The following is a 22,864-nucleotide window of genomic DNA, read 5'->3' as shown; positions in this document are numbered from 1 at the left end:
TCTTCGCGAAAAGCCCCGCTTCGGCGGGGTTTTTTCTTGGCTGCCGGATTGTCGGCACTCGACGGTTTACGTTTCGCCGGGCGCTGCCCGGCTGCTGCTGGTTTTTGGAGAACAGCCGGTGGTCATCGGTTTCTCTGGGTTGGCGGATCGGGACGGGCGTTCCGGGGGACGCTGCAAGTACGTCCTTGTAAGCTCAGTCGCCGCATCCATGCGGCTCATGCCCCCTCCAGCCCATCCCGACCCGCCATAGACAGTGGGTCGGTGGCCATGGGAAATGCCACATCAACGGCAACGTTGATCTGGGGTCATGCGTTACCGATTGTTGAGGAATTCAGGGCGATCGCCTGTCGACCGATCCCACCGGGGCATTCCGATTCCACCGGGGACGCGCGCGGCTTTTGATCTTCCATGGCCACCGGCCAACTGTCTGGGGCGTGCCGGGGTGGGTTTGCGGGACCGTCAAAAACATGGATGTTTTTGACGAGCCTCCATGGATGGATTCACGGCGTGTCCCACAAACCCATCCCGGCACGCCCAAACACAGGAACCGATGACCACCGGCTGTTGCCCATATGCAACAGCAGCCGGGCAATGCCCGGCGAAACGTAAACCGTCGAATGCCGACGCAATCCCGCAGCCAACAAAAAACCCGGCCGAAGCCGGATTTTTCGCATCAAGAATCAACAACCGATCACGCCCAGCCAACCAGCTCGAACAGCTTGAGGATGAGGTAGGCGCAGCCGCCCGCCGCCGGGATGGTCAGGATCCAGGCCCAGATGATGCGCTCGATCACGCCGAAACGCAGCGAACGCGGGTTCTTGGCGTAACCCACGCCCATGATCGCGGTCGAGATGCTGTGCGTGGTCGACACCGGCATGCCGAAGTGTGCGGCCAGGGTCAGGATCGTCGCCGAGCTGGTTTCGGCCGCGAAGCCGTGGATCGGGTGCAGCTTGACCATCTTATGGCCCAGCGTCTTGATGATCTTCCAGCCGCCCGACGCGGTACCGGCCGCCATCACCACGGCACAGGTCAGCACGATCCACATCGCGATGCCCTCGCCTGCGCTGGCGTCCGGGTGCAGGAAGGCCAGCCACGTCGGCAGGTCGTCCAGCGCGCCGGTGGCTTCAGCACCAATCAGGGTCATCGCGATGATGCCCATGGTCTTCTGCGCGTCGTTGTGGCCGTGGGCGAAGCCCATGTAGGCCGCCGAGACGATCTGCGCCTTGCCGAAGAAGGCATTGACGATGCGCGGACGGGCCAGACGACCCAGCCAGCCGCCGACCTTGGCCATGCCGGCGATGATCGCCCACAGCAGCATCATCACCACGATACCGAGCAGGAAGCCCGCGATCGGCGAGGTAATCATCGGCAGGAACACCTTCCACAGCAGGCCCTTGTTCTGGGCCCAGGTGCCGATGCGCTCGGACCAGATCAGCGCGTCCCAGTTGTTGTGGGCTGCGGCCAGACCGGCACCGCACAGACCGCCGATCAGCGCGTGCGAGGACGAGGACGGCAGGCCCTTCCACCAGGTGATCAGGTTCCAGATGATGCCGCCCAGCAGCGCGCACAGGATCACCTGCGGGGTCACGTCGACCACATTGGTGTTGAGCAGGCCCGAGGCGATGGTCAACGCCACCGCCGTGCCGGTGAGCGCGCCGATGAGGTTCATGAAGGCGGCCAGCATCACCGCCCAGCCGGGCGACAGCACCTTGGTCGCCACCACCGTGGCAATGGAGTTGGCAGTGTCGTGGAAGCCGTTGATGAACTCGAAGACGAGTGCAGCCAGGATCACGACCAGAACGAGGGTCAGCATGCTGGAGGCCCGTCAGCTGTTCTTGAGCACGATCTGGTAGGCCACCACGCCCGCCTCGCGGCAGCGGTCGATGGCCTTTTCCAGGATCTCGAAGAATTCCTTGAGCAGGAACATCTGCAGGTTGTCCAGGCGACCGGAATAGATGTCGCGGTACAGCTCGAGCATCAGGCGGTCGGCTTCGTTTTCCAGCGAGCGCAGCTTTTCATTCAGCGCGGTCATCCGGTCCAGGTTCATGTGGCGCAGGTCGGCCACCATCTCCACCACCACGCTGGCGGCCTGCTCCAGCATCGCCGCACGCGGGGCGAAGTCGATGTGCTCCAGGTGGGTGGTCGCCAGCGAATAGCGGTCGGCGAACTTCTCGATCTGCTTGGGGATCTTGTACAGCGCCGAACCCAGAGCTTCGATGTCCTCGCGCTCGATCGGGGTCATGAAGCTGTCCACCAGCGCCTGGCTGATCTTGTCCGAGGCCGCGCGTTCGCGCAGGCGGGCCAGTTTGAAGGCGTCCAGGGCCGGCTGCCGGTCAGCGGCGCGCAGCATGGAGTGAAGGGCTTTGGCAGCGTCGTGCGCGGCCTGTGCGGCCTCGTCCAGCAGGGTGTAGAACTGCTTGCCGGAGCCGAAAATGGTCTGCAGAGAGAACATGGGGAAACCTGATTCGCCGTCGAGGAAGGACGGCACCGGGCGGAATTATGACGGTTTGATGTCCATTCCGGGTACTCCCGTCATCTTCACGCCGGCTCCGGCCCGTCTGAACGACCCTGTTTGCACCCCTCCCCCGGCCTTTTGTTAAGATGCACCGGCACCCTCGGGTGCACTCTATGGACGACGACCCTTACCCCCCGCCGCACCGCCGCGCCCGCGCGCCCTCCGGTAGCCGCCCCAGCTTGAACACACCCTCCTCCCTGCCACCAACCGGGGATGACGCCCGTGTTTGAACTGATTCTTGTTGTATTCGCCCTGATCCTGCTCAACGGTTTCTTCGCCATGTCCGAGATGTCGGTCATGACCTCGCGCAAGAGCCGGCTCAAGCAGATGGCCACCTCGTCCAAGCGCGCAGCCAAGGCGCTGGAACTGTCCGAGAAGCCCGAGAGCTTCCTGTCCACCGTGCAGATCGGCATCACCGTGATCGGCGTGCTGACCGGCCTGCTGGGTGGCGATGCGATCGGTGAAGCCATTGCCGTGTGGATCCGCGACCTGATGCCGGGCTTCGGCTATGCCGAGCTGGTCGGCAAGGGCCTGGCGGTCACCCTGATCACCTTTGTGACGCTGATCTTCGGCGAACTGGTGCCGAAACGACTGGCCCTGACCCGTTCCGAAGACATCGCCGGACTGGTCGCGCTGCCGATGAGCTGGCTGGCCAAGCTGGCCTTCCCGTTCGTCTGGCTGCTGTCCCACACCACCCAGATGGTGCTGCGCGTGCTGGGCCTGGGCAAGGACGAAGCCGCCCAGGTCACCGAAGAAGAGATCCGCATGCTGGTGGCCGAAAGCCACGAAGCCGGCGTGATCGATGCGCACGAGCGCGACATGATGAACCGCGTGATGCGCCTGGGCGACCGCACGGCCGATAGCCTGATGACCCCGCGCAACCGCATCGCCTGGCTGGACACCGCGGCCAGCGCCGAGAAGAACCTGGCCGCCATGCGGGAGCACGAGTTCTCGCGCTACCCGGTGTACCGCGACAACGACCAGGAAATCGTCGGCGTGCTCGAGGTCAAGAGCCTGGTCACCCGCCTGGTGCGCGACGACCAGTCGCTGTTCCAGCAGCTGCGCGAACCGCTGTACGTCTCCGAGTCCACGCACGCGATGAAGCTGCTGGAGATCTTCCGTGAAGAACAGCAGTCGATGGCGCTGGTGGTGGACGAATACGGCGAGATCCAGGGTCTGGTGACCATCAGCGACCTGATGGGCGCGGTGGTCGGCCGCCTGCAGTCGGTGGAGAACGTCGACGAGGACGCGCTGGTGGTAACCCGCGAGGACGGCTCGTTCTTGGTCGACGGTTCGCTGTCGATCGAGGACCTGCGCGAACTGATGGGCAATGTGGAGCTGCCCGACGCCGAGGACGGTGACTACTACACCCTGGCCGGCATGTGCATTCATTACTTCGGCCGTATTCCGCACGCCGGCGAGTACTTCGACTGGGCCGGATGGCGCATCGAGATCGTCGACCTGGACGGCGCACGCGTGGACAAGCTGCTGCTGCGCACGCTGGCCGAAGAGGAAACCGATGAACTCACCGGCTGACCCGACCCCGGACCAGAGCCGGCCCGAATATCAGAACGAGGGTATCCGTACCCTGCTGGCGATGTTTGACCACGGCGACCCGGACGAGCACCTCAAGCTCGGCCAGATTCTGCAGAACCTGCAGCAGAGCGCGTTTGGCGTGTTCCTGTTCGTGACCATCCTGCCCGCGTTCATTCCGATTCCAGGCATCGGTGGCGCGGTCAGTGGCCCGCTGGTGCTGCTGATCGGCGCGCAGATGCTGTGCGGCATGCGCCGCCCCTGGCTGCCGGGGTTCATTGCCAACCGCGGTCCGCGCCGCGGCACCATGCATCGCTTTCTGGCCCGGATCGACGGCGCGCTGCGTCGTCTGGACCGGCTGCTCAAGCCGCGCAACCCTGCCCTGCTGGTGCCGCTGCCCGCACACGCCTTCACCGGCCTGCTGCTGATCCTGGTCGGCGTGCTGCTGTCGCTGCCGATCCCGTTCACCAACTATCTGTTCGGCTTCCAGCTGCTGCTGTTCTCACTGGCGCTGCTGGAACGCGACGGTGTGTTGATGGCGATCAACTGGATCGGCGCGATCGCCGCCGTGCTGTTCTTTGGATTCAGTTCCGGGCAGCTGGTGCAGTACGTCGGGGACCTGCTGCAGAAGTGGTTCTGAGACGGCGTACCGACCAACGGTCGGTACCTACCGGTCACCTGTCACGCACCCCGGTAGGGCACGACCGTTGGTCGTGCCATGCATCCCGGTAGCGCACGACCGTTGGTCGTGCCACGGCTCACCTCAAATCCACCTTGCCGGTATCTGCCAACGCCGCCGGCTCATCGCTGACCGCCGACAACACAAAGCTCAGCGCCTTGCCCAGCAGCGTCCCTGGGCCATCCCAATACTCGGCCGATTCGGCACGCACGTGAATCAGGCGCAGATTGGGATCATCCTTGCCGCCCGGGAAAAACAGCTTCATCGCTGGCGACCACAGTTCTTCAACCTTGGCGCGATCATCGACGATGCGCGCGGTACCGGCCACCGACACGTACGTGTTCTTCGACGGCGAGGCGTAGGCCACGTTGACCTGCGGGTTGAGCGAGATTTCCGCGACCTTGGGGCTGTCAGCGGCAGTGGCGAACCACAGGTCGCCGTCGAACTCCACCTGCTGGGTGCCCAGCGGGCGGCTGTACAGGCGTCCATCCACACCGGTGGTGGTGAACATCGCGATGTCGACGTCGCGGATCAGTTCGGCCAGCTGTTTGATCTGCTCGGTGTGGGTGTGGTGGCTCATGGTCGGGCTCCTGTTGCGGGAGCCCTGATCAGACCCGATTGCAGTCAACGACAGCGTGACCGGCCGGTCACGCGATCTTCGCGTCGCGCCATGCCTGCATGGCCAGACCGAACGAACGCTTGCGCGCGGCGTGGTCGTAGATGTTGGCGGTGAGGATCAGCTCATCGGGCTTGTGCCGGGCCACGAACGCAGCCAGACCCTCGCTCACCTGACGCTGGTCACCCACCACTGCGCAGGCCAGCGCGCTCTGCACGCCGATCTTTTCGTGCGGTTCCCAGAACGCCTCGATATCGTCGATCGGCGGCGGAATCAGGCCCGGCTTGCCCCGGCGCAGATTGACGAAGCTCTGCTGCTGGGTGGTGAACAGCCGCTTGGCTTCGGCCTCGCTCTCGGCCGCCACCACGTTCAAGCCGAGTACCGCATAGGGCGCGGTGAGGTACTGCGACGGACGGAACTCGGCGCGATAGACCGCCAGTGCCTGGTCCATCGCGTCGGGCGCGAAGTGCGAGGCGAACGCATACGGCAGACCCAGTGCGGCGGCCAGGCGCGCACCGAACAGGCTGGAGCCGAGCAGCCACACCGGCACCGGAATGCCGGCCCCGGGTACCGCGCGGACGGCTTGGCCGGCCTGCGCCGGTTCAAAGTAATGCAGCAGTTCGCGGACGTCCTGCGGGAACTGGTCGGCGCTGTCGAAGTAGCGGCGCAGGGCGCGCGCGGTGGGCTGGTCGGTGCCGGGCGCGCGGCCCAGGCCCAGGTCGATGCGGTCCGGGTACAGCGAGACCAGGGTGCCGAATTGCTCGGCCACCTGCAGCGGGGAATGATTGGGGAGCATGATGCCGCCGGAGCCCACGCGGATCCGCTTGGTGCCGCCGGCGACGTGGCCGATCAGCACCGCAGTGGCGGCGCTGGCGATGCCGGGCATGTTGTGGTGTTCGGCCAGCCAGTAGCGGTGGTAGCCCCACCCTTCGGCGAACTGGGCCAGGTCGAGCATGTTGGCGAACGCCTGCGTGGTGTCGCTGCCCTCGCAGACCGGGGCCAGATCAAGAATCGACAGTTGCATGAAACCGTTCCATCAGGGGTATCCCGTTGTGATGGGGGCGGTTTCGGGCGGGTACAGGGCCGTCTGCGGAATGCTGATTCCTGCGGGGACCGCCTGGGCCGGCCAACGGCGAGGTTACGTGCGCAGGATCATGGCTTTGACACGCATGGCGTGTCACTACGACCCTTGGTCGTGCGGGTTTGGGGTCGCCCGGGTTTGGTGGGTCGGGCGACCTGTAGGGACACGCCATGCGTGTCCGGCGGATCAACCGGCGGGCTGATCCACCAGCGGTTTCAGCTCGGCATCCAGGGCCACGCGCTCGTCGAACACGAAACAACGCCCCTCGTACCCTTCCCCGCCGACTTCCTCGAAATAACCCAGGATGCCGCCGTCCAGCTGCAGCACGTTGTCCATGCCGTCATTGCGCATCCACAACGCCGCCTTTTCACAGCGGATGCCACCGGTGCAGAAGCTGACCACGGTGCTGTCGCGCAGCGCGTCGCGGTGCGGAGCCAGTGCATCAGGCAGGTCGGTGAACTTGGTGATCGGCAGCACCAGTGCATTCTGGAAGGTGCCGTACTCGATTTCCTGCACATTGCGGGTGTCGAGCATCACCACCGGCTTGCCGGCATCGTCATGCCCCTGCCGCAGCCAACGCTGCACCGTGGCCGGATCTACCGCGGGTGCGCGCGGGAAATCCAACGGCTGGCCGTCGTCGATGCGGAAACTGATGATTTCCGGCTTGACCTTGGCCTTGAGCCGCGCGAACGGCTGCATCTGGCTGTAGCTGGTCTTCACCCGCATCCCGTCGAAGCGGGCGTCTTCGGCCAGCGCGGCATAGAAACCATCGATGCCCGCCTGGCTGCCGGCCAGGAACAGATTGATGCCCTCCCCCGCCACGAGGATGGTGCCGCGCAGCTCGGCCGCTTCGGCGCGCGCCAGCAGGGTGGCGCACAGCACCTGCGGATCGGTGATGTCGGTGAAATGGTAGGCGGCGGTATTGGCGATCATGCGCCCATTTTAGCCGCGCAGCAGCACGAACGGCAGCAGCACCAGCGCGGCGGCGGCCAGCATGCCCAGCAGGACCAGCACCACGAATACCGGGCGGGCCCGCAGCAGGCTGCCAAAGGTCTCGGCAGTGCCGTCGCGCAGGGCGGCCTGGCGCTCGGCCCGGACCCGTTCACCCCGTGCCTGCTGGTACCCGGCCATCAGTTCCTTGGCCCGGGGCTGGTCGGCGTCGTCACGGATCCAGATGCCGCCCCAGGAGATGCCCCAGGGGCTGGGCTCGGTGCGGTAATGGGCAATGCCCGCCTGGTCCAGCAGTGCGGTCACGTCTTCGATTTCATCGTCTGCGACATTGCGCAGGTTGAGCAGCAGTTTCGACATGGGGCCATGATAGCGCCCGGCGATGCGCTACCCTTGCGTCCCCTGTAAACACCCGGTGCCGCCATGCGTCGTCTGCCGAAGTTCCTGCTTGCTCCCCTGCTGTTGTCGCTGCTGGCCGGCTGCACGCCGCCGGGCCCGCCCCCGGGCGGCACCGTGGCCGCCTTCGAGAAGATCGACACCCAGCCGGGCAGCGGAGCCGAGGCCACGCCGGGCAGCACCATTTCGGTGCACTACACCGGCTGGATCTACGACGAGCGCAAGGCCGACAAGCACGGCGACAAGTTCGACAGCTCGCTGGATCGCGGCGAACCCTTCAGCTTCCAGCTGGGCCAGGGCCGCGTGATCAAGGGCTGGGACGAAGGCTTTGCCGGCATGAAGGTCGGCGGCAAGCGCACCCTGATGATTCCGGCCGAGTACGGCTATGGAGCCAACGGTGCCGGCCCGATTCCGCCGAATGCCTCGCTGGTGTTCGATGTGGAACTGCTTGACGTCAAGCCGCGCTGAACATGACCGCACTGCAGCACCCTGCCCGCGTGGCGATCATCGGCGGCGGCCCGGCCGGCCTGATGGCCGCCGAAATCGTGCGCGCCGCTGGCCACACCGTCGACCTGTATGAAGCCAAGGGCTCGCCCGGGCGCAAGTTCCTGATCGCCGGCAAAGGCGGCCTGAACCTGACCCATTCCGACCCGCCGGCGCTGTTTGTCAGCCGCTACCGTGAACGCGCGGACGCGGTCGGGACATGGCTGACCGACTTCGATGCCGAGGCACTGCGGGCCTGGGCGTTGCAGTTTGGCGTGGAAACCTACGTCGGCACGTCGGGCCGCGTGTTCCCGGTGGACCGCAAGGCCGCGCCGCTGCTACGCGGCTGGGTGCGTCGCTTGAAGGACCAGGGGGTGCGCTTCCATGTGCAGCATCGCTGGACCGGCTGGACCGCCGACGGGGCGCTGCGCCTGGAAACGCCGGAGGGTGAGGTCAGCGTGGCGGCAGACGCCGTGGTGCTGGCACTGGGCGGCGGCAGCTGGCCGGAACTGGGCTCTGATGGGGCCTGGGTGGCCCCGCTGCAGGCGCGCGGCGTGGATATCGCCCCGCTGAAGCCGGCCAACTGCGGCTTTGACATCGACTGGACCGCGTATTTCCGCGAGCGCCAAGCCGGCGCGCCACTCAAACCGGTGGTGGCGCACTGGACTGGGTTGGATGGCACGGCCCACTCCCTGCAGGGCGAGTGCGTGATCACCGCCAACGGCATTGAAGGCAGCCTGATCTATGCGCTGGCGGCGGATCTGCGCGACACCCTGGAACGCGATGGGCAGGTGCAGCTGCAGCTGGACCTGCTGCCCGGGCAGACTGAAGCGCAGCTCTTGGACAAGCTGCGCAAGCCCCGCCAGGGCCGCAGCTTTGGCGAGCATCTGCGTCGCCAGCTGGGCTTGGGCGGGGTGAAATCGGCGCTGTTGTTTGAAGTGCTGGGCAAAGAGGCTGGGCAACTGCCGGCCGAGGCCGTGGCGGCGGCGTTGAAGCGGCTGCCGCTGTCGTTGCTGCGCCCGCGTCCGATCGACGAGGTGATCAGCACCGCGGGGGGGGTGCGGTTGGAGGCGCTAAATGAGGCGTTGATGCTGCGCGACCTGCCCGGCACCTTCTGTGCCGGGGAGATGCTGGATTGGGAAGCGCCTACGGGTGGGTATCTGTTGACTGCGTGTTATGCCAGCGGTGTGCGGGCTGGGCGTGGGGTGGTGGCGTTTCTCGAACGGTGACGCGCGGTACCGACCAACGGTCGGTACCTACCGGTGTCGCATGCCCCACCGGTAGCGCCCGACCGTTGGTCGGGCGGCTTTATCGCGATTTGCTTGCGCGCAACGCTTGAATCCTCGCCGGCGGCTGGAACGAATCGCTTCTCGCATCGCCCCAGAAATCATGGAACACCGCATGATCGGGCACCCGCCGCAGCAGTTCGCCGGGGCTGAGATAGCGGTAAAGCGAGGCCAGCGAGCGAATCTCCACCGGCGATACGCGGCGCAGAATGTGTTCCGGACCCAGCTCCGCCGGGTGCTGCAGGCCGGCTGCACACAACAGGTCGCGCAGCGCGCGCAGCGTGTTCTCGTGATAGCTGTGCACGCGGGTGGCCTTGTCCGTCGGGTCCAGGTGCCGCCAGCGGCTGGGGTCCTGGGTGGCGATCCCGGTCGGGCACTTGTCGCTGTGGCAGCTCAGCGACTGGATGCAGCCCAGCGCGAACATGAAACCACGCCCGGCGTTGCACCAGTCCGCCCCCAGCGCGATGGTCCGCGCGATCTCAAAGGCACTGGTGACCTTGCCGGCCGCACCGACCTTGATGCGGTCGCGCAGGTCCAGCCCGACCAAGGTGTTGTGCACCAGCAGCAGTGCCTCATGCATGGGCACGCCCACGTGGTCGATGAACTCGGCCGGCGCGGCACCGGTGCCACCTTCGGCCCCGTCCACCACGATGAAGTCGGGCAGCAACTGGGTTTCCTGCATCGCCTTGGCAATGCCGAACCACTCCCAGGGATGGCCGATGGCCAGCTTGAAGCCGACCGGCTTGCCGCCAGACAACTCACGCAGCCGCTGCACGAACTGCAGCAGTTCCACCGGCGTGTTGAAGGCCGAATGCTTCGACGGTGACACGCAGTCGATGCCCATCGGCACACCGCGCGTGGCCGAAATCTCCGCGCTCACCTTGGCCGCCGGCAACACGCCGCCATGACCTGGCTTCGCGCCCTGCGAGAGCTTGATCTCGATCATCTTGACCTGATCATGCGTGGCGTTGGCGACGAAGCGCTCTTCGCTGAAGCCGCCGTGCTCGTCTCGGCAACCGAAGTAGCCGGAGCCGATCTCCCAGACCAGGTCGCCGCCATTCTCGCGATGGTAAGGCGAGATCGAACCTTCGCCGGTGTCGTGATAGAAGCCACCGCGGCGTGCGCCTTCGTTCAATGCGCGGATTGCATTGGCGGACAGCGAGCCGAAGCTCATCGCTGAAATGTTGAACACACTGGCCGAATACGGCCTCTCGCAATTCGGCCCGATCAACACGCGGAAGTCGTGCCCGGCCACCTCGGTCGGGGCCAGCGAGTGGTTGATCCACTCGTAATCCACCGCGTAGGTGCTGCGCAGCGTGCCGAACGGCACCACGTCCATCTGGTTCTTGGACCGCTGGTAGATCAGCGCACGCTGCTGGCGCGAGAATGGCACGTCTTCCAGATCGCTCTGCACGAAGTATTGGCGGATTTCCGGACCAATCGACTCCAGCCCATAACGGAAGTGCGCCATGACCGGATAGTTGCGACGCAGCGTGCTGCGTTTCTGCAGCAGGTCCCAGGTACCCAGCAGCACCATGGCCAGGGACAATCCCACGCCCCAGTACCAGGCCGGCCACAGGGTGGCCAGCCACAGGCTGATCGGCAGCAGAAGGATGGCGAGCAGGTAGACCAGATACCGGTGCATGGCGTTCCTCAATCACATGCGGGGCAGTCTACCGCCCTTCCGGTCTAGAGCCGGTCGTCAACGACCTCGCGCGGCCACACCGACTTCACGTCGTACACCACGCCGCCCGGGCGCAGCAGCGCACGGATCGCGTCGGTGTCCATCTGACGGAAACGATCATGTGCCACGGCCAGCACCACGGCGTCGAACGCATGCGCTTCGGGTACGTCGACCAGCGTCACGCCACTGCCAGCCAGCGCGGCCGCACCCACCCACGGATCCTGCACCTGCACCTGGGTGCCCGCCGCCTGCAGCGCCTGCGCCAGTTCCAGCGCGCGACTGTTGCGCAGGTCCGGGCAGTTCTCTTTGAAGGTCACGCCCAGCACCAGCACCCGTGCCTGTGCGCGCGCGGTGCCGCGCGCGTCCAGCAGTGACAGCACGCGCTCGGCCACATGTGCGCCGACCCGGTTGTTGACCTGGCGCGCGGTGTGGATCAGGTCCGGGTGATAACCCACGCTTTCGGACTTGTGCAGCAGGTAATACGGGTCCACGCCAATGCAGTGCCCCCCGACCAGCCCGGGACGGAACGGCAGGAAGTTCCACTTGCTGCCGGCAGCATCCAGCACGTCCTGGGTATCGATGCCCAGCCGGTCGAAGATCAACGCCAGCTCGTTGACCAGCGCGATGTTGACGTCGCGCTGGATGTTCTCGATCACCTTGGCGGCCTCTGCGACGCGGATCGACGGTGCCGGCCAGGTGCCGGCGGTGATGATGCGTGCGTACAGCGCATCGACCACCGCAGCCACTTCCGGCGTGGAGCCAGAGGTGATCTTGCGGATGTCCGGCAGGCGGCGCTGGCGGTCGCCTGGGTTGATCCTCTCGGGGCTGTAGCCGCAGTGGAAGTCCTGGTTGAAGCGTAGGCCAGAGCCGGCTTCCAGCAGCGGCACGCACACTTCCTCGGTGGTGCCGGGGTAGACAGTGGATTCGTAGATGACCAGGTCGCCGGGCTTGAGCACGCCGGCGATCAGGGTGCTCGCGCTACGCAGCGGCCCCAGGTCCGGCTGTTCGTGGGCATCGATGGGCGTGGGCACGGTCACGATGTAGACCGTGCAGTCCGCCAGCGCAGCGGGATCAGCGCTGTAACGGGCGTGCACGGCGGCGGCCAGTTCGTGTGTCTCCACTTCCAGGGTGTGGTCACGACCCTGCTGCAGTTCCTGCACGCGGGCAGCATCGATGTCATATCCCAGGGTGGGCAGGTGCTGGCCGAAGGCAACCGTCAACGGCAGCCCCACGTAGCCCAGCCCGATCACCCCGATGCGCGCCTGCGCGATGTGGTCGGCCATTGATAAGTTCGGTAATCGGGTAGCCGGCATCCACATAGCCTATCGCGACATGCAGGTGACCACAAAGAACAAAGCCGCCGCCCGCGGAGAGTACGGACGACGGCCAAGGAAAGTGGTCCAGCTGCGGTTACTACCCTTTCAGAACAACTCCGGGGTTGGCCCCGGAACCGGTCACAGCTGGTAGGAAGAGAGTACCCCGCGCGACGTGAGTTTCCTGTTACGACCCCAAGCTCAATGCGGCCGGCTCCAGCTCCCCGGAAACGCCGGTCCACAGTTCCAGCAGGCGCGCGAAACCCACGCGGCGCTCGCCGTTGACCGGAGCTGCAGCGGCAAAACCGTCCCAGGGTGTCTCAACGATGTCGGCCAGCACAGCGGGTTCGATCCGCGCCGAGGCCATGGTCCAGCGCGGGAACTGACGGGTAGGCACCTCGCCTTGCGCCAGCTCCCGCAGGTGATGGTGGCTGCGTGCATTGAGCACCCGCGGGTAGACCGAGCGCACGCCGTCTTCGGGGCCCTCGAGGTACTGCAGGAAGCGCACGCCGTCGAACATCAGCACACTGGTCACACCGGCCATGCGGTTGTGCGCGGACGCATCTGCAAGTATGCGGTCCATGTCCGCACCGCCGATTCCTTCGACTGCTTCGCTGACATAGGCGACCGCCCGCAGAGACATGCGCATACTCCCCCGTGAACCAGAAATGACTATGCCATGAAGACGGGAAACGGGGAACGCGCTTTCGTGTGGCAGCGCAGCAGTCAGGGGGTCTGCACGCTGTAGCCGGCTTGCTTCAATCGTTCCAGGTACCCATCGGGTGACACCAGCAGGTACACCGGGACTGTCGCAAACAACACTTTATGGTCGGCCAGACCCTTCTGTGCCGCGCGCATCCAGGCCTGCGCCGCGCGCGCGTCCAGATCACCAAGTCCGCGCCGGCGACCAAATTCACTGCGGGTGATCGCGCCGACGCAGGCGTCGTACGGGCCGGTGGTCGAGAGCCGCTGCAGCGCCTCCACATCGCCCACCGACCAGGCATTGGCCCGCTCCACCAGCAGCGGCAGCTCGTGCTCCACCCGGTCCATGGTACGTTCCAGGCACTGCACGTCGTCCAGCGCGTTGGCCTGCATTTCCTTCAGCGCCTTGCGCGGGTCCTCCACCTTGATCACCACCCGGGTTTCCACCGGCTTGAGCCCGCGCGCCTTGTAGGCCTTTTCCAGCACCTTGCTGACCGGCGAGCGCTGCTCCAGCCCGACCTCGTCCAGCGCCGCCGCATACAACCGGGTCGCGGCGACCAGCGGACGGTCCTTCTCCACGCCCCGGTCCCGGCCCAGATAAGGTTGCTTCAGCCGCAGCCAGCGCGCGTAGACGTCCGCCGGCAGGATCTGTTCCAGCCGACGTCCTTCGGGATCATGCGCGGCCTTCATCGCCGGACGGATCAGGGTCAACCGGCCAAAGAAGCCGACGTCGGCGTCCACCGTCCAGCCCGGGCTGGACAGCACCGCGTCGGCGCTGGCGATCACCGCCTTGACCTCATCCGCGCGCCAATCAATCTTCTTCGGCAAGGGCGTGACCGTGCCGAGGATCCACAGCGTATGCCCGTTGGGTGCGGTCACCTGCCACAGGCCCGGGCCGGGTTGCACCCCGGACACGACCACCGGGGCCAGATCGACCACCTCGCCCACCGGCGGCGCTGCAGGCTCCTGCGCCACGATCGGACCCGACACCGCCCATGCCAGCGCGGCGACCATCCACCCTGCCCTCCTTCTGCCCATGCCCTGCCTCCAGTTGCGGGGTCGCCTGTGCGCTCAGGCCTGATCCTGCGCGTCGCGATACGGCTCCTCGAAGGGCCGGAAGTCATGTTCGGCCAGTGCGCCGGAGATCCATTGGCTGACGCCCGGCAGCGCGCGCACCGCGTCGATGTACTGTTGCACGCGCGGGGTCACCGGCACCGCATAGGTCACCAGGCGCATCACCACCGGCGCGTAGAAGGCGTCGGCAATGCTGAAGTGGTCGAACAGCAACGGACCCTGGTGCCGGCCCAGCAGTCGTTCCCACAGCGAAAGCAGGCGCTCCAGGTCGGCGACCACGGCCGGCTGCTCGCGCAGCACGCGCGCGCCGACCTCTGGCAGATGGGCCTCGATGTTCATCGGAAAGTGCTGACGCAATGCACCGAACCCGGCGTGCATCATGGCGGTGGCACTGCGTGCAAGCGCCCGCTCAGTGGCGTCGGCAGGCCATAAACGACATTCCGGGAAGCGCTCGGCCAGGGTTTCGGCGATGGCCAGGGTGTCCCACACCACCTGCTCCCCATCGACCAGCACCGGCACCGTGCCCGACGGCGACAGCGCCTCGGCGGCGCGTTTGAACTGCGAATCCGGGTCGAAGCTGTCGAAACGCAGCAGAACCTCCTCGAACGGGATGCCGGCCTGGGTCATCAGCACCCAGGGGCGCATCGACCACGAGGAGTAGTTTTTGTTGCCGATGTGCAGTTTCAGCATGGGCTGTGCGCTCTTTGTGGCAGTTGCGACATGCTAGCGGCAAAACGGATCGGGAACTTCTACCCGGCGCGGGGTCAGGATTCAGCTACAATTCCCGCCGTCGAACCGGCCCGGGTGGCGAAACTGGTAGACGCATCGGACTTAAAATCCGCCGGGGGAAACCCCATGCCGGTTCGATTCCGGCTCCGGGCACCACTTTTTGCATGTTGCAACCATCTTCATTGCGTTCGAGCTACCGCCGCTAACCGTGCGATGAGCCGCAAAACCCGGTTGAACGCCGCGCTTAAACTGCGCCGATTCCACAACCGAGGTTCACATGGTCTCCAGGCACGAAGCGGAAATGGACAAGCTGATGGCGGAATCCTTCAAGACGATGCAAGAGGCCGTCAGGACTCAGGCGGAGACCTTCAGAATCCTCGAAGAGTTGCGCAAAACCGAGGCGGAAACCTTCAGGAACTTTGAAGAGTTGCGCAGGGCCCAGGCGGAGACCTCCAGAACATCCGAAGAGATACGCAACATCCAGGCAGAATCAGCCAGGATCCACGCAGAATCGCTCAAGGCGCATGCCGAATCTCGACGCGCTGACATTGAAACAGCCAAGCTGCTGCGTGAGTACCGTTGGGCCCCCATCATCCTCGGTACCGGCATCATCGTGTCGTTTCTGACGGCAGCCGTCGCCCTGCTGAAGGCGAGCGGCTGACACCCTGAAGTTCAGATCGCCCGCGAGTACCGCGCGGGTGACTCCACCTTGCCCAGGTAGCGGTCGAAGCACATCGCCAGCAGGCGCAGCAACGGGCGTCCCTGCTCGGTAGCGCGGACCACGCCATCGGCATATTCGGCCAGACCGTCATGCTGCAGCGCCTGCAGCGCGATCAGCGCGTCGCTGAAGTAGCTCTCGAAGTCCACCCCATGGCGCGCGGCCAGCGCATGCCCGTCCACCTCGCCCTGGCACATCAGCTGCCCGATCAGTTCCGCGCGCAGTGCGTCGTCGGCATCCAGGGTCAGCCCGCGCCACACCGGCAACCGTCCCGCATCCACCGCCGATTCCCATCCCGGCAGATCGCGCGGGTTCTGACTGTAGCTGTCGCCGATGCGGCTGATCGCACTGGCCCCCAGCCCGACCAGGTCGGTCTGCGCATGCGTGGTGTAACCCATGAAGTTGCGATGCAGCTGACCGGCACGTTGGGCCCGCGACAGGTCTTCTTCGGGCAGCGCGAAATGGTCCATGCCGATGTACTGGTAACCGGCCAGTGACAGCCGGCGCACCGCCAGCCCGAGCAGCGCCAGCTTCTGTTCCGGGCTGGGCAATGCCTCGTCCGGAATCTGCCGCTGCGCCTTGAACAGGTTCGGCAGGTGCGCGTAGCCATAGATGGCCAGTCGATCCGGGCGCTCGCGCAGCACCGTTTCCAGGGTCTGTGCAAAGCCCTCGAGGGTCTGGTGCGGCAGGCCGTAGATCAGGTCCACGTTGACCGAGCGCAGGCCGTACTCACGGCACGCGCGCAGCACTTCCAAGGTCGGCTCCACCCCCTGCTCGCGGTTGATCGCGCGCTGCACCGTGGGGTCGAAGTCCTGGATGCCCAGGCTGGCGCGGTTGAAGCCCAGCGCGGCGAGCCCGGCGATGTCGGCCCGGGTGACATGACGCGGGTCGAGTTCGATCGAGAAATCGCGGCTGGCGGCCTCACTGAAAGAAAAGCGCTGGCGCAGGCCGTCGATCAGTTCGCGCATCTGCTCGGCGGCCAGGAAGTTCGGCGTGCCACCGCCCAGATGCAGCTGGATCACTTCGCGGCTGGGGTCGAACAACGGCGCGATCTGGTCGGCCTCGCTCAGCACGCGCGCCACATAGGCCACCCCCTTGCTGTGATCACGCGTGATCACCCGGTTGCAGCCGCAGTAGAAGCACGGGCTGCTGCAATACGGCACATGCACGTACAGCGACAGCGCGCGGGCGCTGACATTGCTGCCGGCAATGGCGGCGCGCAGCTGGTGCTCGCCGAAGCCGTCATGGAAATGCGGCGCGGTGGGATATGAGGTATAGCGGGGACCGGGACGGTCGTGACGACGCAGCAGTTCCGGGTCGAACTGCCAGGCAAGGCCGGCGGCGGCGGGCGAGAAGGTGTCCATGGGCACAGCCTGCGCGCACCCGCCGGTACGCGCATTGAGCCAGATCAATCGGCGGTCCGGTCAGTCCTCGTTGGCCGCCCCTGCCCCACCGCAGCCCTCGCCGGCCACGTGCCCGCAGCCATCGCGCAGTTGTGGCCGACCGGCCACCGGAATCTGCGGCCAGCGCAGCATCTGGTAGCGCCGCCAGAAGGTGTCGCCGATGCGCCGGGCTACGTCATCGGCCAGCTGCTGCATCGGTTCATTGCCACTTTCGGCCGTGGTCAGGCGGAACTGCACCAGCCAGCGGTCGAACAGGTCGCGGTCCAGATGGTCCATCGCCATGTGCTTGGGCATGGGCGCGCCGCTGAAGCGGCGGGTACCGCGCAGCATGGCGGACCAGAAGTCGACCAGCTGGGCCAGGTGCGCATCCCAGTCCTTCACATGCGCGTTGAAGATCGGCCCCAGCCGCGGCTCCTGGCGGACCCGTGCATAGAAGTCATGAACCAGCCGGGTCACCTCTTCCTCGCTGCACAGGGCCAGCGACGGGTAAGGCAGCGGGTGGGGAGATGGGTCCAGCATGGGGGGCCTCGGCGGCAGGTGCGGCACAACGTCGCGCGGATGATGCGCTTCGCCTTGATCAGGATCAATGTGGCGCGCTGTCGCAGGGCCTAGTCTGCGCCCATGAACGATACCCCCGACACTTCCGCGACGGATCGCCGCCGGCTGCTGATCCGCCAATGGGGCGCGATCCTGTGGCCCAGCTTTGTCGCGGCGGGGTTGGCGACCATGGTGTTTTTCGCCTTTGTCGACCCGCTGCGCCTGCGCGACATCACCTTCCCGCAGCATGCGATCAGCCGCGAGATGGGCTACACCCTGGGCTTCTTCATGTTCTGGGGGTGACCGCGGGTGCCAGCGCGGTGACCTGGTACCTGTTGCGGCGGCTGCGCCGTGACGACGACGACCTGCCGCTGGGTTGAGCATGCCGCGTCGCCTGCACCTTCATCTCATCGATTCCACGCCGCCGCCCTCGCCGCCGCCGGTATCGCCACCGCGCCTGCGCTGGCGCGCCCTGCTGCCGGCGGCCCTGCTGGCCGGCTTCTATCTGCTGCCCTGGCTGCGCTGGAACGACCGTCAGGCGCTGTTGTTTGACCTGCCCGGCCGTCGTTTCGACCTGTTCGGGCTGACCCTGTGGCCGCAGGACCTGGGCGTGCTGCTCGGCCTGATCGCCGTCCTGGCCACCTCGCTGGTGCTGCTGACCAACCTGGGCGGACGCGTCTGGTGCGGCTATGCCTGCCCGCAGACCTTGTGGAGCGGCCTGTTCCGCCGGATCGAGCGGGGCTGCCAGCGTCACCTGCGCTCGCGGCGCCTCGCCGCCACGGTCAAGCACGTGGCCTGGGCCGCTGTGGCGCTGTGGACCGGCATCACCTTTGTCGGCTTCTTCAGCCCGATTGACCAGCTGGTGACCGGCCTGTGGCCGCTGGCCTGGAGTGGCTGGGAAATCTTCTGGGTGCTGTTCTATGCGCTGGCCACCTGGGGCAATGCCGGTTTCCTACGCGAGCAGGTGTGCATTGACCTGTGCCCGTACGCCCGTGTCGCGCCCCTGCTCAGCGACGCCGATACCCCGCAGATCTGCTACGACGCCCGCCGCGCCGAGCCACGCGGTGCGCGCGCACCCGGCCAAGGCGGTGTGGAGGAACGCGGCCGCGGCCTGCTGGATCCGGTCAGTGCCAGCGACTACGCGTTCCGCGCCGCGCACCCGGCCCTGGCCGGACCGATGCCGCGCTTCGCCGATGACCGGCTGGGTGACTGCGTGGATTGCGGCGCGTGTGTGGACGTGTGCCCGATGCAGTTGGACGTGCGCAACGCCCCCCTGCCGGACTGCATTGCCTGTGGGGCCTGCGTGGACGCCTGCGATGCGCAGATGCGGGCCCAGGGCTTCCCCGAAGGCTTGGTCAAAGTGGCCAGCGAAAACGCCATGCGCCAGCAGCCGCAACGCTGGTTGCGCCCACGCACACTGGCAGCGCTGGCCACCCTGATGGTCCTGCTAGCGGTGGGTCTCCTGTAGCGACGCGCCATGCGCGTCGTCGAATGGCCAGAAATCCCGTGGACACGCATGGCGTGTCCCTACGAACGCTCGCTCCGCGACGGCACCATCTGCGCCCTTCGCACAATCCCCAGCTGCTCAATAATCAACGCCAGCTCATTGGTGACCTGCGTGCGGCTCCTGCCCTGTGGCACCAGGCGCTCCAGCACCTGTTGGTAGGTGGTCCAGAACTCCGGGCCGCAGCCATGCTTGCTATAGCTGGCCTCCAGCTCGGAGCGCACGCCGTCAGCCAAGTCATTAGTGCCGTATCGCATACGACCTCCGTGAACTTGTCCTGCTTCGGTGACGAGCTGCCCCTGTCAACGCGCTGTGTGGACCACATAGCGCGCTTCACTCGCGGTTCACTTGAACTTTGCACGCTCTTCGCGACAAGTCAATTGCAAGCGCCAAATTGATGGCGCTCGGGATGAAGCGTTCAGGCATGTGAAATATTGTCCAGCGATGGACGTTTCCGGGGCGCAGTCGCCGCCCTTCTGGCACCACCGGCACGGACCGTAGTCCAGTGAGTGAGGAGGCCTTTGACTGACTCTGGCCAATCAGACATGAAAAAGGAGGTACCCCATGAATGTGAACAGTAATTCCCGGGCGAGGATCATTCGACTGGGCCAGAAGGACATCAAGCGCATTGCGGATGCCCTCGACAACCCCAAGCCGATCTCTGACCGTCTCGCAGTCTCTCTGAAGCAGCACCTGGAGACACGACAGCATGACACTGGAAGTAGCCGTAGTACCGTTCGATGGACGCCCAAGCCGCGCTGACTGCGACGCGGCATGCACACGCCGGGAACTCGTAGAGCCGGGCTTGCCCGGCTTCTCAACGTGCACGGACTCCGTCAGCCGGGCAAGCCCGGCTCTACGACAGCGATGTCCCCATCCAGCGCGACCGCGTGGAGCGACGCATAACGCGCTGCGAACGACACAAGGAATACGCGGGCGGTGGAGGTGAGCGAGACCATTGGCGAAACTGGGCTATTCGTGGACGCCAAAGAGGACGCGGTTGCGTTCTACGAGCGGTCTGGATTCGAGCGCGCGGAAACGGATCCTCTCAGGCTATGGTTGCCCATGACCATGATCGCGAGGCCGCTTGGTGAATAATGAAGATTAAGGACCTGCGCGTGGTCACCCCCACTGGGGAAGCTGGCCACCTGCTCCGCCAAGCCCAGTACGTCTTCAGCTACACCACAACCGAGCGCGGGAATGAGGCGTCCCTGACCATGCCCATCCGGGCGCGAAGCTACGTATCCAATCCGTTGATGCCGGCGTTCTCAATGAACCTGCCGGAGGGCTACCTGCTCGACCTGATAAGGCGGCGCATTGCCAAGCACGAGCGCATTAACGACATGCGGCTTCTGGCGATAACCGGGCGGCGTCAGATCGGACGGCTCCAGTTTCTGCAACCTGGCGAGCAGTGGCATGAACCCCCGCCGCAGGTGGGGCTCGAGCAGTTGCTGCATGAACCCGCGTCCCAAGGGTTGTTTGAGTTCCTGGTGGAGACCTACTTCGATTCTGGTATCTCCGGCGTTCAACCCAAGGTGATGATTCCAGACGCGGACACCGCACTGCCCGAACGCCTCGAAGCGGACCTGATCGTAAAGGCCGGCGCAGACGACTACCCGTGGCTCTCCCAGAACGAGTTCCTGTGCATGGATGCGGCGCGGCGCGCCGGCTTGGACGTTCCGGACTTCTGGCTGTCCGATGATGCCCAACTTTTCATCCTTCGTCGTTTCGATCTGGTTCCCGAGCGACTTGGATTCGAGGACATGGCCGTACTCATGGCCAAGCCCCGCGACGCACAGGGGAACTACAAGTATCAGGGCAGCTATGAGGCAACCGCTCGCTACATCAGCGCGTTCAGTGGCAATGCCCGGTTGGCGAATCTCGAGGCTTTCTTTGCCTCAGTCACCTTGTCCGTCATGGTACGGAATGGCGACGCACACCTGAAGAACTTCGGCCTGCTGTACCGCGACCCATCCGCCGGCGAGGCGCGGCTGGCACCGATCTACGATGTTGTGACCACTACCATCTACCCCTACTACAACCAGCGCACCGGCACTGAGCGGGTCGATCGAACCATGGCACTCAAGCTCTTCTCCGGGGCGAAGGATCGCCACTATCCGTCTCGCGAGGATCTCCTGCTCTTCGGGCGCTCCGTGTGTGAGGTCGAGAATCCCGAACTGATCATTGACCGTATCGCCACTGCGATGAGCGAGACGCTGCAGGCGCATGCTTCACGGTTGGAAGGTAAGTACGGAAAGCGACTGGTTGCGGAATGGGAAGCTGGCAGAACTAGCGTTGCTGCCAGCCGGGTGCATGCGCAATCTTGATACCGCGCTGACCATTGTGTTCGCCGATCTGGACGATGCGCTCATCAAGCGGGTAAACACAAGATCGCGGACTGGGAAGCCCACATCAACGCCTCATCACTCAGACACGCTTTCGAGAAGTCGATGGATCAGAGCGCTTAGTCACGACCGTTTCACTGAGGATACGGCGGTGGATCTTTTGTTCCCAGGCCGCCTGCTTTGGTGAAAGAATCCTCTTCCGCTTGATCTTTACCAAAAACTCGTACTCATTAAGATCGTAAAGGTAGCCCATACGATAAGCATGCTCGATCAAGTCGAGGTTGGCACGGCCCTGAGAATTCTTGATTCGCTTCAAACCATCAAAAAGTGTACCCGTATCAATGGCCAGAAACCGATTGATGCACACGTTTCCGACATGCGTACGGTGACCAGTAATCCGATTGTGGATAAAGCAGTGTTCTTTGATTTCCTGCCCACAAGGACAGCTATCGAACTCGTCACTGATTTCAACAGCCACCAGATCCCACTCGGTCACTGCGACCGAGAACGTGGTAGCGCGCGAGAGCGGCAAGATGTGATCCCTAAGGCGTTCGAAGTTATGGCCCTGCAATGCGGCTTGCTGACTGACTGTCATTTATTGAAATCCCTTTAACAATGACCCGATGCATGACCGTGCGGAGCCATGTATCGAGTGACAAAAGTGAGCAAAGGCGCATGAACACCTTCGCCAGTAGCCGACTCGATTCTGACTGCATGGCTCGATCCTCCCAGCCCAAGTAGTCCGCCGTTATCGAGCACCATATAGATCCCCTATCCTTGGCTAGAGCGAACGAGATTGATCGTCTTACTCCGAGGATTAGGAGACATCCCCGACAGATCAAGACCTAGCATTAAATCCCGCTCCACAACCGCTATCCCTAGCGCATCCGTCTCACAGGCTTTTCCGACGGACTTAGTGGGGCTGTAAAGTGAAAGACCATGCTCTACCACAGTAATTAGTTAGGCCAGCAAGGAGATCCAGAACTTTGCCGTTAAGCAAGCGGCCACTAGGGCGCAGCTCCCACTTCCAATCAAGAGCCAAGTGACGACTCGTCCAAGGTTAGGCCTGCGTCTGCCGGTAAGCTTCGCCCACGCCCATTCGGTCGCCAGAGCTGGCCAAGGCATTGCCCGACGGCGCGCTGCCTCAAATGCCCCTATCCCAACTATTGGGACATTAATCTCGTCGTACCGCCTCATCACGCTCACAGCTGCCTCCATCGCACCGGCCATGGTGCAGATTAGGCTACCTAGAAACTTGGAACCCAGAACTAGCAGTAAGATCACAGCAAGGCATGGCAATTCAGCTTGGAGACGAGAC

At 64.8% G+C, this 22,864-nt stretch carries 22 protein-coding genes, 1 tRNA gene and 1 pseudogene; 9 read left to right on the top strand and 15 right to left on the bottom strand.

The genetic code is table 11. From position 1 onward, the window contains the following. Positions 1 to 691: 691 nt before the first annotated feature. On the bottom strand, positions 692 to 1,813 hold the full coding sequence (locus tag PDM29_RS14720; protein ID WP_311190833.1) for an inorganic phosphate transporter: 1,122 nt from the start codon (positions 1,811 to 1,813) through the stop codon (positions 692 to 694). A 12-nt stretch (positions 1,814 to 1,825) separates the two neighbouring features. Next, positions 1,826 to 2,452: a DUF47 domain-containing protein gene (locus tag PDM29_RS14715; protein WP_311190832.1), complete on the bottom strand. Its 627-nt coding sequence runs from the start codon at positions 2,450 to 2,452 to the stop codon at positions 1,826 to 1,828. Positions 2,453 to 2,728: 276 nt separating this feature from the next. On the opposite strand from PDM29_RS14715, the gene PDM29_RS14710 reads away from it, so the two are divergent. Continuing rightward, positions 2,729 to 4,051 carry a hemolysin family protein gene (locus PDM29_RS14710; RefSeq protein WP_311190831.1) on the top strand — a complete coding sequence of 441 codons (1,323 nt, stop codon included), beginning with the start codon at positions 2,729 to 2,731 and terminating at the stop codon, positions 4,049 to 4,051. Then, complete coding sequence (locus tag PDM29_RS14705) at positions 4,035 to 4,688, top strand: exopolysaccharide biosynthesis protein (RefSeq protein ID WP_311190830.1); 654 nt, start codon at positions 4,035 to 4,037, stop codon at positions 4,686 to 4,688. Before PDM29_RS14710 ends, PDM29_RS14705 begins: the two co-directional genes overlap by 17 nt. Before the next feature lie 118 nt (positions 4,689 to 4,806). Here the strand turns inward: PDM29_RS14705 and PDM29_RS14700 are convergent, their stop codons facing one another. The 4 genes from PDM29_RS14700 to PDM29_RS14685 all read right to left on the bottom strand — a co-directional run bounded on the left by PDM29_RS14700 (position 4,807) and on the right by PDM29_RS14685 (position 7,732). Then, a complete protein-coding gene (locus PDM29_RS14700) occupies positions 4,807 to 5,307 on the bottom strand; it encodes a pyridoxamine 5'-phosphate oxidase family protein (RefSeq protein ID WP_311190829.1) in 501 nt (166 codons plus the stop codon). Positions 5,308 to 5,374: 67 nt separating this feature from the next. Continuing rightward, entirely contained in the window at positions 5,375 to 6,367 is a 993-nt protein-coding gene (locus PDM29_RS14695; protein WP_311190828.1) for an LLM class flavin-dependent oxidoreductase, read from the bottom strand. Positions 6,368 to 6,610: 243 nt separating this feature from the next. After that, positions 6,611 to 7,357, bottom strand: a complete 747-nt coding sequence (locus tag PDM29_RS14690; protein WP_311190827.1) for a sulfurtransferase — start codon at positions 7,355 to 7,357, stop codon at positions 6,611 to 6,613. Positions 7,358 to 7,366: 9 nt separating this feature from the next. Beyond that, a complete protein-coding gene (locus PDM29_RS14685) occupies positions 7,367 to 7,732 on the bottom strand; it encodes a DUF6164 family protein (protein ID WP_311190826.1) in 366 nt (121 codons plus the stop codon). A 63-nt stretch (positions 7,733 to 7,795) separates the two neighbouring features. Here PDM29_RS14685 and PDM29_RS14680 point away from each other — a divergent pair, with 63 nt between their 5' ends. Further along, positions 7,796 to 8,236 carry an FKBP-type peptidyl-prolyl cis-trans isomerase gene (locus PDM29_RS14680; RefSeq protein WP_311190825.1) on the top strand — a complete coding sequence of 147 codons (441 nt, stop codon included), beginning with the start codon at positions 7,796 to 7,798 and terminating at the stop codon, positions 8,234 to 8,236. A gap of 2 nt (positions 8,237 to 8,238) precedes the next feature. Then, positions 8,239 to 9,480: a TIGR03862 family flavoprotein gene (locus PDM29_RS14675; RefSeq protein ID WP_311190824.1), complete on the top strand. Its 1,242-nt coding sequence runs from the start codon at positions 8,239 to 8,241 to the stop codon at positions 9,478 to 9,480. A gap of 79 nt (positions 9,481 to 9,559) precedes the next feature. Here the strand turns inward: PDM29_RS14675 and PDM29_RS14670 are convergent, their stop codons facing one another. From PDM29_RS14670 to PDM29_RS14650, 5 genes are all read right to left on the bottom strand, one after another. Further along, positions 9,560 to 11,182 (bottom strand): FMN-binding glutamate synthase family protein, encoded by a 1,623-nt coding sequence (locus PDM29_RS14670; RefSeq protein WP_311190823.1) that lies wholly within the window; start codon positions 11,180 to 11,182, stop codon positions 9,560 to 9,562. 44 nt (positions 11,183 to 11,226) lie between these two features. After that, positions 11,227 to 12,504: a nucleotide sugar dehydrogenase gene (locus PDM29_RS14665; protein ID WP_311190822.1), complete on the bottom strand. Its 1,278-nt coding sequence runs from the start codon at positions 12,502 to 12,504 to the stop codon at positions 11,227 to 11,229. A 217-nt stretch (positions 12,505 to 12,721) separates the two neighbouring features. Then, positions 12,722 to 13,177 carry a BLUF domain-containing protein gene (locus tag PDM29_RS14660; RefSeq protein WP_311190821.1) on the bottom strand — a complete coding sequence of 152 codons (456 nt, stop codon included), beginning with the start codon at positions 13,175 to 13,177 and terminating at the stop codon, positions 12,722 to 12,724. An 83-nt stretch (positions 13,178 to 13,260) separates the two neighbouring features. Continuing rightward, positions 13,261 to 14,250: a TraB/GumN family protein gene (locus PDM29_RS14655; protein ID WP_311190820.1), complete on the bottom strand. Its 990-nt coding sequence runs from the start codon at positions 14,248 to 14,250 to the stop codon at positions 13,261 to 13,263. Between the two features lie 57 nt (positions 14,251 to 14,307). Next, positions 14,308 to 15,000 carry a glutathione S-transferase family protein gene (locus tag PDM29_RS14650; RefSeq protein WP_311190819.1) on the bottom strand — a complete coding sequence of 231 codons (693 nt, stop codon included), beginning with the start codon at positions 14,998 to 15,000 and terminating at the stop codon, positions 14,308 to 14,310. Positions 15,001 to 15,108: 108 nt separating this feature from the next. Between PDM29_RS14650 and PDM29_RS14645 the strand changes: the two genes are divergently transcribed. Both PDM29_RS14645 and PDM29_RS14640 read left to right on the top strand, forming a co-directional pair. Then, a tRNA-Leu gene (locus PDM29_RS14645) sits at positions 15,109 to 15,195 on the top strand. A gap of 145 nt (positions 15,196 to 15,340) precedes the next feature. Further along, entirely contained in the window at positions 15,341 to 15,700 is a 360-nt protein-coding gene (locus tag PDM29_RS14640; RefSeq protein WP_311190818.1) for a hypothetical protein, read from the top strand. Positions 15,701 to 15,711: 11 nt separating this feature from the next. Here PDM29_RS14640 and hemN read toward each other — a convergent pair whose 3' ends face one another. Beyond that, positions 15,712 to 17,121 (bottom strand): oxygen-independent coproporphyrinogen III oxidase, encoded by a 1,410-nt coding sequence (hemN, locus tag PDM29_RS14635; RefSeq protein WP_311190817.1) that lies wholly within the window; start codon positions 17,119 to 17,121, stop codon positions 15,712 to 15,714. Between the two features lie 60 nt (positions 17,122 to 17,181). Then, positions 17,182 to 17,679, bottom strand: a complete 498-nt coding sequence (locus PDM29_RS14630) for a group III truncated hemoglobin (protein WP_311190816.1) — start codon at positions 17,677 to 17,679, stop codon at positions 17,182 to 17,184. A gap of 102 nt (positions 17,680 to 17,781) precedes the next feature. Here PDM29_RS14630 and PDM29_RS14625 point away from each other — a divergent pair. Together PDM29_RS14625 and PDM29_RS14620 are read left to right on the top strand one after the other, a co-directional pair. Beyond that, positions 17,782 to 18,077: pseudogene (locus tag PDM29_RS14625) on the top strand (hypothetical protein). Positions 18,078 to 18,079: 2 nt separating this feature from the next. Then, on the top strand, positions 18,080 to 19,165 hold the full coding sequence (locus PDM29_RS14620) for a 4Fe-4S dicluster domain-containing protein (protein ID WP_311190815.1): 1,086 nt from the start codon (positions 18,080 to 18,082) through the stop codon (positions 19,163 to 19,165). 59 nt (positions 19,166 to 19,224) lie between these two features. Here PDM29_RS14620 and PDM29_RS14615 read toward each other — a convergent pair whose 3' ends face one another. Then, positions 19,225 to 19,458, bottom strand: coding sequence for a hypothetical protein (locus PDM29_RS14615; protein ID WP_125359671.1), 234 nt, complete (start codon positions 19,456 to 19,458; stop codon positions 19,225 to 19,227). Positions 19,459 to 20,298: 840 nt separating this feature from the next. Between PDM29_RS14615 and PDM29_RS14610 the strand changes: the two genes are divergently transcribed. Beyond that, the gene (locus PDM29_RS14610; protein WP_311190814.1) at positions 20,299 to 21,528 is read left to right on the top strand and encodes a type II toxin-antitoxin system HipA family toxin; all 1,230 of its coding nucleotides are present in this window, start codon (positions 20,299 to 20,301) and stop codon (positions 21,526 to 21,528) included. A gap of 100 nt (positions 21,529 to 21,628) precedes the next feature. Here PDM29_RS14610 and PDM29_RS14605 read toward each other — a convergent pair whose 3' ends face one another. Then, positions 21,629 to 22,141: a hypothetical protein gene (locus PDM29_RS14605; RefSeq protein WP_311190813.1), complete on the bottom strand. Its 513-nt coding sequence runs from the start codon at positions 22,139 to 22,141 to the stop codon at positions 21,629 to 21,631. Positions 22,142 to 22,864: the final 723 nt, after the last annotated feature.

Source organism: Stenotrophomonas oahuensis (assembly GCF_031834595.1).
Classification (GTDB): Bacteria; Pseudomonadota; Gammaproteobacteria; order Xanthomonadales; family Xanthomonadaceae; genus Stenotrophomonas; species Stenotrophomonas oahuensis.
The sequence above is the reverse complement of the archived record's forward strand: the minus strand, read 5'-3'. Positions and strand labels throughout refer to the sequence as shown.